We start from the raw sequence: 11,959 nt of genomic DNA on the forward strand, positions 1-11,959 counted from the left end.
GGGGCCGGTGGCCACGCCTCGCGCGACCGGACCGGCCCCGAGCGGCCCGTCGGGCGCCCGTGGCGCGCCATCGAGCCGTGACGCCGCCGCCGGAGAGGCTGCCGGCCGAACGGCCGCTACCGCTGAAGAATCCACAGGCCGAACTGTGGACTCTCGCGGAGAGGCCGCAGGTCGGACCGGTGATGCTCGCCGAGAGGCTGCGGGCCGAGCGGCTGATGCCGGCGCGGAGGCTGCGGGTCCGGCGGCCGGTGCCGGTGGAGATGTTCCGGGTCCTCCCGCTGGGGGAGCCGACCGGCCGCCTGCTGCCGGCGAACCGTCTCACCCTGGAACCTCTGAGCCTTCCCCAGGTGCGTCGGGGGCCTCCGCGAGCCCGGACGCCGTGACAGGCGAGGCCCCGAGCTCCTCGGGCGACGCGTCCGAAACGGGCGCCCCGGCAGCGGGAAGGCCTGGGCGTCCGCGCCGGTCGTTGGCGAACGTGCGCAACATCCGCCCGCCTGGCGCGCTGCCGTCCCGTCCCTCGGGCGAATCCACAGAGCGCGCCCGGACGGAGTCGAAGACTGATCCGTCCACACCACCCGGCACAGGCGGTGATCGTCCTGTGGACGAGCACGGCGCGGGCACGCCCTCCACGGAGCCGCAGGCGGAGGACGGACAGGCCGCAGGCGCCGGCAGGCCGTCCGGGGAGGTGCCGGACGTCGACCCTTCCGCATCCGGACACGTGCCGGAGGCGGGCGCTTCCGCCACAGGGACCCCTTTGTCCACAGGGGCGGACGCCGGCGAGGAGTTTTCCACAGGCAGCGAGAGTGAGGGCGAGGCGTCGTCCACAGGACACGGGGGTGGTGGCGGACCGTCGTCCACAGGGCAGGGCGAGCGGTTGTCCACAGGAGGGCGACCTGAGGAAGGGTTGTCCACAACCTCGGGCGAGCCTCCGTTGAGGTCCGGGCCGGAGGGGCAGACTTCTGGCGCGAGCCCGCGTAGGCGCAGGATGGCCGATCCCCGGTCCATCCGTCCACCTGGGCGGCTCGGCCCTGACGAGACAAGGGAGTCCGAGGAGGAGTCGTGACCGAGGCGGTGCCCTCCTACCTGTCACCCACCGGGCAAGAGGTCGTCTTCTTGCTGCTGGGCGCGGTAGCGGTCGGATCGGCGCTGCTCGTCGTCACAACAAGACAACTCGTCCACGCCGCCCTCTGGCTCGTGGTCTCCTTCGGCGCTCTCGCCGGGAGCTACCTGGTGCTCACGGCGGAGTTCGTGGCATGGGTGCAGGTGCTGATCTACGTGGGCGCCGTGGTCGTCCTGCTGCTGTTCGGCATCATGCTCACCCGCGCGCCGATCGGCCGCTCCGCGGATCTCGACAGCGGCAACCGGTGGGTCGCCGTCCTGGTGGCGGTGGCGACGGCGGCCGTCCTGGTCACGGTGGTCGTCGACGGTTTCCGCACGGCGTACGCGCCGCTCAAACCCGGCCACGGCGCCGCGAAGGAGCTCGGCGCGAGCGTGTTCAGCGCCTGGGTGCTGCCGTTCGAGGCGCTGTCAGTCCTCCTGCTGGCGGCCCTGGTCGGCGCCATCGTTCTGTCCCGCACCGACATACCCGGCGGTTCGCCTTCAGATCAGACCGGGGGTCATTAGTGCACATCGTCTACCCGGCGGTCGTCTCCGCGCTGCTCTTCTCCGTCGGCGTCTACGGCGTGCTCGCGCGGCGCAACACGATCCTCGTGCTGATGTCGGTCGAGCTCATGCTCAACGCCGTCAACCTCAACCTGGTCGCCTTCGACGTATGGCTGGGCGACCGGCTGCACAGCGGTCAGGTGCTCACGCTGTTCATCATCGTGATCGCCGCTGCCGAGGTGGGCCTGGGCCTGGCCATCGTCCTGGCGCTCTTCCGCAACCGCAGAACCGTCGACATCGACCACCTCCGCGCCCTCGCCGAACCCGCGTACCAGGGGGAGACAGGCGACGACTCGTCCGAGCTCTCTGGCCGGGCCGCTAACGGCCCCACCGGCGAGGCGGAATCCGAAGGTGAGCCTGCTCCCGATGCGGGCGGAGGGAGCAACGGCCCGGCGGGATCGGGGGAAGGGCGAGCCAGGCCCGGCGAGCAGGGAGCGGCCGGGGCGGCTGATCGTCCCGATCCGGGCGAAGGCGGTGGCACGTCCTCCGGCCGCACAGGGAACGCGCTCGGATCCGGAGAGGGCCAGGCCGGTTCCGGGCGCGGCGACGGGCATCACATCAGGCGAGGGGGCGGGCAATGACGAATCTCCCGTTGCTGGCCGTGCTCCTGCCTTTCGTGGCGGCCTTCGCGGGCCTGCTGCTGTCTCGCCGGCCTCACGGGCACGCTCCGCGCATCGGCGAGGGGAGCCCCCCTGGCGCGGGTTCTGAAAACGCAGGCGCATCGGGCGCGACCGGGCACGCGGGAGTGGCGGGCGGCAGTGAGCGCAGGGCCGCGCACGCGCGGGCGGCCTGGATCGCTGTCCTGCCGACAGCGGTCTCCGGGGTGCTGGCGCTCTGGCTGGCCTGGGGGCCGGGCTTCGCGTTCCTCGACGGCTCTGCGGCGGCGGACGTCACCCACGCCTACGGGGCGATCGAGACCGGCGGCATCCCCATCTCGCTCACCCTCCAGGCCGACGGCCTGTCCGGCCTGCTCGGCGTGCTGGTCACGCTCGTGGCGCTCGCCGTGCAGGTGTACTCGGTCGGCTACCTGAGCGACGACCCGCGCTACCCGTCCTACAGCGCGTTCGTCAGCCTCTTCACCAGCGCGATGCTGCTCGTCGTCTACGCGGGCGACCTGCTGGTCCTCTACGTGGGCTGGGAGGTCATGGGCCTGTGCTCCTACCTGCTCATCGGCCACTGGTGGGAGGACAAGGCCAACTCCCGGGCCGCGATCAAGGCGTTCCTCGTCACGCGGCTGGGCGACGTCGGCTTCCTGTTCGGCATCTTCGTGCTCGGCATCTCGGCGGGCAGCTTCCGCATCCCGGACGTGCTGGCGAAGGTGCCGGAGATGTCCTCCGGCACGCTGGTGGCCGCCACGATGCTGCTGCTCGCCGGGGTCGCGGGCAAGAGCGCCCAGGTGCCGCTGCACACCTGGTTGCCCGACGCGATGGCGGGTCCCACGCCGATCAGCGCGCTCATCCACGCCGCCACCATGGTGGCCGCCGGGATCTTCATCGTGGCCAGGCTCTTCCCCGCGTTCCTCGCCGCCCGTCCCACGCTCGACGTGCTCGCCGTCATCGCAGCACTCGGCATGCTCGCCTCCGCCCTGGCCGCGCTCGCCCAGGACGACCTGAAACGGGTCCTCGCATACTCGACGATCAGCCAACTCGCCTACATGGCCGGCGGTCTGGCGGCCGGGTCCGACAGGGCAGCGATCTTCCATCTGATCACCCACGGCGCGTTCAAGGCGCTGCTGTTCCTGTGCGCGGGGGTGGTGATCCACCACGTCGGGTCCAACCTGATGAGCCAGATGGGCGGGTTGCGCCGGTCGATGCCGATCACGTTCGTCGCGATGACGGTGGGTTTCGCCGCGCTCATGGGCCTCCCTCCCGCCAGCGGCTTCTTCAGCAAGGACGCCCTGCTCCTCGCCATGGACCGGGCGCTCGCCGGCGGTGGTCTCACTGACGCCGCCGGCCTCCTCCTGTACGGTTGCGCGCTCGCGACCGTCGCCGTCACCGGGGCGTACGCGACGCGGGCCTGGCTGCGTACGTTCTTCGGCGACGCGCGTGCCCTCGCTCTGCCGGAACCGGAGCCGGGCACGGCTCACGTGATCGACGTCCGCGAGGCGCCGCCGACGATGATGGTGCCGGTCGTGCTGCTCACGGCTCCCTCCCTACTGCTCGGTCTCGCCGGTGGCCTGCACATCGAAGCGTCCGTCGCGGTCGTCAGCGTGGCGCTCGCGCTGCTCGGCGGCGGCGCCGTCTACGCGTTCTGGCGCAGCGACCCGGTGCGCGATCCCGCCCGGTTGCTGGGGCCGTTCCTGGCGCCGTGCGAGCGCGCGTTCTACGTCGACACTCTGTACGCCGCCGTGTTCGTCCGCCCGATCCTGGCCCTGGCCCGAATCGTCGTCAGAACCGACGACGTGGTGGTCGACGGAGCCGTGCGCGGCTCGGGCCGGTCCGTGCGCGGGCTGTCGGGGGTGCTGCGGCTCGTCCAGAACGGCAACGTCCAGCTGTACATCAGCGGCGTGCTGGCCGGAGTCCTCTTGATCGCGGTGGGGGCGGTGGTGTTCACATGAACTGGCTGCCGGTCGCGTTGCTGGCCGTACCGCTGCTGGGCGCGCTGCTCCTTGTGGTGGCGCCGAACACGGTCCGTCCGATCCTGCCGGGTTTCGGGCTGGCGGTGTCCGGCGTGACCCTGGCGATCGCCGTGGCGCTGGTGGTCACGTTCGACTACGGACGCGCCGCGCAACCGCAGTTCGACACCGACCACGAGTGGATCCCGGGGCTCGGCATCCACTTCCACCTGGGCATCGACGGCATCTCGCTGCCACTGGTCGCGCTGACGGCGCTGCTGACCTTCCTCTGCTTCGCCTACCTGAGCTGGCGCGGCGGGCACGCCCCCGGCCAGCTCCTGCACCCGCGTCCCGGCGGCGCCCGGCCGAGAGCGCTGGTGTTCACGCTGCTCGTGCTCGAGGTGGGGATGCTCGGCACCTTCCTCGCCCTCGACCTGCTGTTGTTCTTCGTGTTCTTCGAGATCGTCCTCATTCCGATGTACTTCCTGATCGCGATCTGGGGCGGGGCGGGGCGGCGCAGCGCCGCGATCAAGTTCATCCTCTACACGCTGCTCGGCTCGGTCGTGATGCTGCTCGGCCTGCTGCTCATCTGGTCCCAGACCGGAACACTCGACGTGCTCGCGCTCGGCCGGGCGCACGGCACCGGCATGTCCAGGGCCGTGCAGGTGCTCGCGTTCGTGGCCGTCGGCGCGGGGCTGGCGGTCAAGACACCGATGTGGCCGCTGCACACCTGGCTTCCCGACGCGCACACCGAGGCCCCGACCGTCGGGTCGGTGCTGCTGGCCGGGGTCCTGCTGAAGATGGGTACGTACGGGTTCGCCAGGATCGCCATCCCCGTCCTGCCCGAGGGCGCCGAGTCGGTGGCGCCGTGGCTGGGGGCGTTCGCCGTGGTCGGCATCGTCTACGGCGCGCTGGCCTGCCTGGCCCAGCGCGACCTCAAACGGATGATCGCCTACTCGTCGGTCGGGCACATGGGCTTCGTCCTGCTCGGCTTCGCCACGCTCACCACGGTCGGCGTGAACGGCGCCCTGTTCGCCAACGTCGCCCACGGCCTGATCACGGGCCTGCTGTTCTTCCTCGCCGGGGCGGTCAAGGAGCGCTACCACACGGCCGACATGCGCTCCCTGGGCGGCGGCATGCTGGCGACCCTCCCGCACCTGGGCTCGGTTCTCACGTTCGCCGCCATCGCCTCGCTCGGGCTGCCGGGGCTGGCCGGGTTCTGGGGGGAGATGCTGGCCCTCCTCGGCGCCTTCCAGCCCGGTGACGGGCTGCCACGCGGGCTGTTCCTCACCTTCATGGTCATCGGCGGGATCGGTGCCGTTCTGACGGCCGCGTACTTCCTGGTGATGCTCTCCCGCGTCACGCACGGCCTTCCGGCAGCCGCCTCGCTGATCCCCGCCGTAGCGGGCGGCCGGTCGCACGGACCTCCCGCCAGCGTCGCCGCCGACCGTGACGCCCTCGGCGTCAGCGGTCGGCTGCCTGCGGGGGGCCGCACGGCGCTGCCGGACATTCACGGATATGAGCTGGTCGCCTGGGTGCCGCTGATCGTGCTGATCCTGCTGCTCGGGCTCTGGCCGAAGCTCCTGCTCTCGCTCACCACGCCGGCCGTGCAGACCTTGCTGGGAGCGATCTCATGATCCAGCAGATCGACTACTTCGTGATCGCGGTGCCGCTGGTCCTCGCGGTGGTAGCAGGCCTGATGCTGCTGCTCGACGCGTTCCTGCCCGCCCGGCCGACGACGAGGATCTCGCTCGGGCTGGTCACGCTCGCCGGGGTGCTGGTCTCGCTCGGCCTGGTGGTGGCGCAGGCTATACGCGGAGGCGGGGCGCTGGCGACATTCTGCGTCCCCCACGAACTCGCCGGGGCCCTATCGGTAGGGGCGGGTACGTCCGGTGCGGCGGCGCCGGGCGGTCAAGGCCTGTGCTCCTTCGTGGTCGACCAGTTCACGCTGGTCTTCGCCGGGCTGATCCTCGTCGCCGCCGTCGTGGTGGTGCTGCTGTCGATGACCGAACTGGCGGGCGGCCGCATCCCGGTCGGCGAGTGGTACTTCCTGCTGCTCTGCACGCTGGTCGGCGCGGTCACCCTGCCCGCCTCCCGCGACCTGATCATGCTCGTGGTGGCGCTCGAACTGGCCTCGCTCCCGGTCTTCGCCCTGACCGGGTTGAAACGGTACGACGGACGATCCTCCGAGGCCGCCGTCAAGCTCTTCCTTGTGTCGGTCGTGTCGACGGCCATCATGCTGTTCGGCGTGTCCCTGCTGTACGGCGTGGGCGGCAGTGTCTTCCTGTCCCGGCTCGCGGAGGTGCTCAGCGGTAAGGTCACGGTCCCCGGTGGGGGAGGGACGGGCGCGTACTCGTCCACACCGGAGATCTCCGGCGGGCTGCCGATGGTGGTCACGGTCGGGGTCGTGCTGGTGCTGGCGGGGTTCGGCTTCAAGATCGCCGCAGTCCCGTTCCACTCCTGGGCGGCGGACGTCTACCAGGGCGCTCCCATCCCGGTCGCCGCCCTGCTCTCGGTCATCTCGAAGGCGGCCGGGTTCGCCGGGCTCATCCTCATCCTGGTCGCCACGCTGGCCGGCCAGGCGTCCACCTGGACCCCCGTGGTCGCGATCGTCGCGGCGCTCACGATGACGGCGGGCAACCTGCTCGCCATGCGTCAACGTTCGGCCGTCCGCCTGCTGGCCTGGTCGTCGGTCGCCCAGTCGGGTTACATCCTGGCGCCGCTCGCGGTCGCCGCCGCAGGAGGGGCGACAAGAGCAGCCGGTGCCGGAGGAGGGGCGACGGGAGCAGCCGGTGCCGGAGGAGCCGGGGTCGGCGGTGCGTTGCCGGTGGCAGGGGCCGTGGGGGCCTCCCTGGCCTATCTGGTGATCTACGCTGCGATGAACCTCGGGGCGTTCGCCGTGGTCATGTTGGTGTCCCGGGCGGCGCCCCGCAACGAGCTCGACGACTACCGTGGGCTGGCGTTCCGGAGCCCGGTGGCGGCCCTGGCGCTGGCTTTCTGCCTGATCTGTCTGGCCGGGTTGCCGCCTGGGCTCGCAGGGCTGTTCGCCAAGGTCGTGGTCTTCCGGGAGATCGTCCACGGTGGGGCCGGGTGGTTGGCGGTGGTCATGGCGGTCAACACCGTGATCGGGCTCTACTACTACATCGTGTGGACGGCGCGACTGTTCACACCCGACGGGGCGGCCCGTGGAGCTCGCCGCGCGCCGCCCGCCACCTGGATCGCCGTCGGGCTCGCCGTGGCAGTCGCGGTCCTGTTCTCGGTCGCGCCGCAACTGGTGCTCAGCATGACGTCGCTCTCCGCTTCCGGCTGAGCACGAGCAACGCGCTCGGCGCGCCTGGGGCGACTCCTCGGTCTGACGTGAGGCTGGGCTTTCTCGTGGATGTGCGGGTTGGCGCTGGGGCCTGGGGTTGGGTTTTGGTTCGTTGTGGGGTGGGTCGTTCGGGGGTTCTTGGCGAGGTGTGCGGGCTGGCGTTGAGGCCAGGAGGTGGGCTTCCGACTGGTCGCGGGGCGATGTTTCGGCTGGTGGTGGGGTTTGGCCGGTGCGGGGTGGCCTTTGGTGCGGGGTTTTGTGGGTGGTGTTCGGGGTGGAGGGGGGATGGGGGGCTCTGTGCCATTGGATGGTTGCAGCGGGGAACGTTGGAGCGGCGTTCCGTCGTTGGAGGGGGTGAACCCGGATCACGTAAGGGGGGAACCATGCACCACAACGGTCTGCGCACCGCTGCCCTGTTGGGGGGCCTGTCTGCGTTGATTCTCATGGTGGGCGCGTGGTTGGGCGGCGGCACCGGGGTGCAGATCGCGTTCCTGCTCGCCCTGGCGAGCAACGGCGTCGCCTACTTCTTCTCCGACCGGATCGCACTGTCGGCCATGCGGGCGCGGCCTGTCAGCGAGGTCGAGCAGCCGACCCTGTACCGGATCGTGCGCGAGCTCTCCACCCAGGCTCGCCAGCCGATGCCCCGGCTGTACCTGTCGCCCACCGTCCAGCCGAACGCGTTCGCCACCGGGCGGAGCCCGCGCCAGGCGGCGGTCTGCGTGACGTACGGGTTGACGCAGCTGCTCGACGAGCGCGAGTTGCGCGGGGTGATCGGGCATGAGCTGTCGCATGTGTACAACCGCGACATCCTCATCTCGTCCGTGGCGGGGGCGCTGGCCACGATGATCACCTGGCTGAGTTACGTGGCGGTGTTCTTCGGTGGCTCCGATGACGACGAGGGGCCCGGGTTCCTCGGGGCGCTGCTGATGATGGTGCTGGGGCCGGTGGCCGCCGGGATGGTCCAGCTCGCGATCTCCAGGACGCGCGAGTACCAGGCGGACGAGTCCGGGGCCAGACTGACGGGCGACCCCCTGGCGCTGGCTTCGGCGCTGCGCAAGATCGAGATGGGTGCTCGGCGGCTTCCGCTCCCCGAGAACAGCCGCCTGACCTCCGCGTCCCACATGATGATCGCCAACCCGTTCAGCGGCTCCGGCTTCGGCCGGTTGTTCTCGTCCCACCCGCCCACCTCGGAGCGGGTCGCCCGGCTCGAGCGCATGGCCGGCTACCGCCGCTGACCCTCAGCCAGACCGGGAACCCCAGGGCAGGCCTGTTGAGCGCCTCGTGCTGGCCGATATCGACCCTGCCACTCTCAGCGCCGAGCGGCAGAACGTCGTCCCCGGGGGGCCACTTCCACCGCCCTGACGTCTTCCGCCTTGAAATGAACCGCCGCCGCCTGAACGGCGTCGAGTTCTCCGACTGACGAGCTGCGTCCAGGATCGGGATCATGGTTGGAAAGCCCGCCAACCCCCGCAACAATCGTCACATGGGGCGATCTTCGCGGCTGACCGACGCCGAGCGCGAGCTGTGGAATGCCTTTCCCACCGGAGAGGCGGTGGAGCTGGCACCGCCCGCGATCGGTCCCGGGTGCGTGGCGGGGCAGAACGCACCCACCGACGGCGACACTTGGGGGCCGGAGCGCACGATCCGGGCGAGCGTGATCGCGGGGCTGCTGCTCGGCGCTCGCGACGCGGGTGCCGGTTCCGTCCCGGCGGTCCGGTTACACGGCGCGCGGATCACCGGCCAACTGGTGATCCGGGGCGGCGATGTGCCGTACGAGCTGGTGCTGAGCGGCTGCCATCTGGACGAACCGATTGATCTCGCCGGGTCCACGACCCGGACCGTCCGGCTGACCGACTGCCATCTGCCGGGCTTCAGCGGCGGCGGCATGCGGACCGCCGGGCATCTCAGCCTGTCGGGCTCGATCGTCGAGGGGACGGTCCGGGTGGCCCGCGCCCAGTTCGAGAGCGGGCTCTGGCTGGGCGGCACCAAGGTCACCGGCGACGACGACTGGGCCCTCTACGCGAACACGATGGTGGTCGATTCCGGGACGTACCTCCGCAACGCCGACTTCACCGGCGGCGTCAACCTGGTCGGCTCCCGGCTGAACGGCGGCCTGTACATGCGGGGCACGACCCTCCGCAACCCGGGCAAGAACGCCCTGTTCGCCGACAACATGGTCGTCGAGGACACGGTGGAGTGCACCGACGGCTTCTCGGCCGTGGGATGCCTGCGGTTGCGCGGCGCCAGGATCAACGGGACGTTCACCCTCGGCGGCACCGTCCAGAGTCCCGACACGCCGTACGCGCTCTACGCGAGCCACATGGACGTCCGCGAACTGGAACTCACCCCGGCAGCGCCGGTCGACGGCGTGGTCACGCTGGCGCACACGCGCGCCGGAACCGTGCTCGACCTCCCCGACACCTGGCCCGCGAAGCTGAGACTGAACGGCCTGACCTACGACCGGCTGCGCGGGGGCGGCGTCGGCCGCCGGATCGAATGGGTGAGCCGGGACCCCGAGGGCTTCAGGCCGCAGCCGTACGAGCAGCTCGCGGCCTGGTACCTCAGGGACGGCAACGACGCGCTCGCCCGCCGCACCCAGCTCGCGAAGCTGCGCGCCAGGCGGCAGACGCACGGGCAGGGCCAGCGTGTCTGGGGCTGGCTGCTGGACGTCACCGTCGGGTACGGATACCGTCCCTGGCTGGCCGCGATCTGGTTCGCGCTGCTCCTCGTGGCCGGGACCGTGGCGTTCGGCCTGAACCCGCCCCGCCCGCTCAAGCCCGCGGAAAGCCCGGTTTTCGACTCGTTCGCCTACACCTTCGACCTGCTGCTCCCGATTCCCGCCTTCGGGCAGCGTGAGCTGTTCGACCCCGCGGGCTGGACGCAGGGGCTGGCCTACGTCCTGATCGTCGCGGGCTGGATCCTGGCGACGGCGCTCGTCACGGGGGCTACTCGGGTGCTGCGCCCGTCGTGATCTCGCGCAGGATGGCCGGGAGGTTCTCCGGAAAGTAGGTCTCGCCGGTGGCTTCGAGGTCTTCGGCGCTCCACCAGCGGTGGCCCAGGGTGGTCTCCTGCTCGATGCCCTCCATGTTGGCGAACGAGACGGTGGGGTCGTCGACGCGGATCGCGAAGAACGTCTGATCCTGGGTGATGGCGTACTCGGCGAAGCTGAACTCGATGGTGTTCGTTCCGTACGGCCCGGTGAAGTGGTCCGCGTCCGCCTTGATGCCGACCTCCTCGTGCAGTTCGCGGGCGGCGGCCTGCTGGAGCGTCTCGCCGTCCTCCAACCCGCCGCCGATCGTGAACCAGAACGGCTCGTCGGGCCTGGCGGGGTCGAAGCCGTGCAGCAGGAGCACCCGGCCCTGATCGTCGATGGGCAGGGCACGTGCCGTGAAACGGCGCAACGGGATCCTTGTCACCGGCCGAGCTTACGCGTCCTCCGATGAAATGCTCATCTGCCGGGCATCTCTGAGTTACTCTGCCATCGACCACGCGTCATGACATGTTGTCAGGTTCTAGTCATAGGCCCCTCATCAAGCCTGAGGAGACCCGATGATCTGGCGACTCGGCCTCGTTTTCGTCGCTGCCGCGGCAGCGATCACCCATGGCGGCGGCACCGGCGCGATCAGCGTCGTCGCGCACCGCGGCGCGTCCGCGTACGCGCCCGAGAACACCGTCGCCGCCTTCGAGGTGGCACGTGACCAGCACGCCGACATGTTCGAGACCGACGTCCAGGAGACCAAGGACCACCAGCTGATCCTTATGCACGACCCGACGCTGGCCCGTACCACCGACGTCGAGAAGGTCTTCCCGGGCCGGGCGCCCTGGAACGTGGGCGACTTCACGCTCGCCGAGGTCCGTAAGCTCGACGCCGGATCGTGGTTCGCGTCCGAGTACAGGCGCGAGCCCGTGCCGACGCTCGCGGACACGCTGCGCGCCATGGACGGAGAAGGGCTCGACCTGCTGCTGGAGATCAAGGAGCCGCAGCTCTACCCAGGCATCGAGACACGCGTGGCGGCCGAGCTGCGGCGCCACCCCTCGTGGCTCGGACGGGTCGTCGTGCAGTCCTTCAGCTGGGACTCCATGCGCACGTTCCACCAGGTCATGCCCCAGGTGCCGGTCGGCCTGCTGGGCACCCCGGCCGTCGCGGACCTGCCGAAGCTGGCGAAGTTCGCGAAGAAGATCAACCCGCCGTACGAGAACCTCACCGCGGACTACGTCCGGCGCGTCCACGACCAGGACATGGAGGTCTTCACCTGGACGGCGAACACCCCCGACACCATCCGCCGCCTGGTCTCCTACCGGGTGGACGGCATCATCACCAACAAGCCGGACGTGTGCCGATCCGAGACGAAGGCGCTCGTATAGGAGCGCCCCGCACCCCCTGCCCCATCAACCGATCGGTGGATTCCGAAGGCGTCGGCCGCCGGAGACTC

At 70.6% G+C, this 11,959-nt stretch carries 9 protein-coding genes and 1 pseudogene; 9 read left to right on the plus strand and 1 reads right to left on the minus strand.

Annotated elements, in window-relative coordinates:
• Window positions 1-77: 77 nt before the first annotated feature.
• The 8 genes and pseudogenes from ABZ297_RS33550 (at window position 78) to ABZ297_RS33585 (ending at window position 10,497) form a co-directional block, all read left to right on the plus strand.
• The gene (locus ABZ297_RS33550; RefSeq protein ID WP_355354756.1) at window positions 78-383 is read left to right on the plus strand and encodes a hypothetical protein; all 306 of its coding nucleotides are present in this window, start codon (window positions 78-80) and stop codon (window positions 381-383) included.
• A gap of 676 nt (window positions 384-1,059) precedes the next feature.
• Complete coding sequence (locus ABZ297_RS33555; protein ID WP_355354759.1) at window positions 1,060-1,623, plus strand: NADH-quinone oxidoreductase subunit J; 564 nt, start codon at window positions 1,060-1,062, stop codon at window positions 1,621-1,623.
• Window positions 1,623-1,925, plus strand: a pseudogene (nuoK, locus tag ABZ297_RS33560) (NADH-quinone oxidoreductase subunit NuoK); the annotation flags it as partial. The gene ABZ297_RS33555 and the pseudogene nuoK, both read left to right, overlap by 1 nt.
• Window positions 1,926-2,239: 314 nt before the next feature.
• Window positions 2,240-4,219, plus strand: coding sequence for an NADH-quinone oxidoreductase subunit L (locus ABZ297_RS33565; RefSeq protein ID WP_355354762.1), 1,980 nt, complete (start codon window positions 2,240-2,242; stop codon window positions 4,217-4,219).
• Window positions 4,216-5,853: an NADH-quinone oxidoreductase subunit M gene (locus ABZ297_RS33570; protein WP_355354765.1), complete on the plus strand. Its 1,638-nt coding sequence runs from the start codon at window positions 4,216-4,218 to the stop codon at window positions 5,851-5,853. The genes ABZ297_RS33565 and ABZ297_RS33570 overlap by 4 nt, the downstream gene beginning before the upstream one ends.
• A complete protein-coding gene (locus ABZ297_RS33575) occupies window positions 5,850-7,526 on the plus strand; it encodes an NADH-quinone oxidoreductase subunit N (RefSeq protein ID WP_355354768.1) in 1,677 nt (558 codons plus the stop codon). The genes ABZ297_RS33570 and ABZ297_RS33575 overlap by 4 nt, the downstream gene beginning before the upstream one ends.
• Before the next feature lie 383 nt (window positions 7,527-7,909).
• Window positions 7,910-8,761, plus strand: coding sequence for a zinc metalloprotease HtpX (gene htpX / locus ABZ297_RS33580; RefSeq protein WP_355354771.1), 852 nt, complete (start codon window positions 7,910-7,912; stop codon window positions 8,759-8,761).
• Window positions 8,762-9,009: 248 nt separating this feature from the next.
• Complete coding sequence (locus ABZ297_RS33585; RefSeq protein ID WP_355354774.1) at window positions 9,010-10,497, plus strand: hypothetical protein; 1,488 nt, start codon at window positions 9,010-9,012, stop codon at window positions 10,495-10,497.
• Here ABZ297_RS33585 and ABZ297_RS33590 read toward each other — a convergent pair.
• Window positions 10,472-10,942 carry an NUDIX domain-containing protein gene (locus ABZ297_RS33590; protein WP_355354777.1) on the minus strand — a complete coding sequence of 157 codons (471 nt, stop codon included), beginning with the start codon at window positions 10,940-10,942 and terminating at the stop codon, window positions 10,472-10,474. The two genes, ABZ297_RS33585 and ABZ297_RS33590, sit on opposite strands and share 26 nt — an antisense overlap.
• A gap of 133 nt (window positions 10,943-11,075) precedes the next feature.
• On the opposite strand from ABZ297_RS33590, the gene ABZ297_RS33595 reads away from it, so the two are divergent.
• Window positions 11,076-11,891 (plus strand): glycerophosphodiester phosphodiesterase family protein, encoded by an 816-nt coding sequence (locus ABZ297_RS33595; protein ID WP_355354780.1) that lies wholly within the window; start codon window positions 11,076-11,078, stop codon window positions 11,889-11,891.
• The last annotated feature ends 68 nt before the right edge of the window (window positions 11,892-11,959 follow it).

Origin of the sequence: Nonomuraea sp. NPDC005983, assembly GCF_040614375.1 — a bacterium.
Lineage (GTDB): Bacteria > Actinomycetota > Actinomycetes > Streptosporangiales > Streptosporangiaceae > Nonomuraea.

Excerpts from the sequence above, each read along its gene's own strand:
- ABZ297_RS33565 (WP_355354762.1), top strand. The coding sequence starts at position 2,240 with ATGACGAATCTCCCGTTGCTGGCCGTGCTCCTGCCTTTCGTGGCGGCC.
- ABZ297_RS33570 (WP_355354765.1), top strand. The coding sequence starts at position 4,216 with ATGAACTGGCTGCCGGTCGCGTTGCTGGCCGTACCGCTGCTGGGCGCG.
- ABZ297_RS33575 (WP_355354768.1), top strand. The coding sequence starts at position 5,850 with ATGATCCAGCAGATCGACTACTTCGTGATCGCGGTGCCGCTGGTCCTC.
- htpX (WP_355354771.1), top strand. The coding sequence starts at position 7,910 with ATGCACCACAACGGTCTGCGCACCGCTGCCCTGTTGGGGGGCCTGTCT.
- ABZ297_RS33585 (WP_355354774.1), top strand. The coding sequence starts at position 9,010 with ATGGGGCGATCTTCGCGGCTGACCGACGCCGAGCGCGAGCTGTGGAAT.
- ABZ297_RS33595 (WP_355354780.1), top strand. The coding sequence starts at position 11,076 with ATGATCTGGCGACTCGGCCTCGTTTTCGTCGCTGCCGCGGCAGCGATC.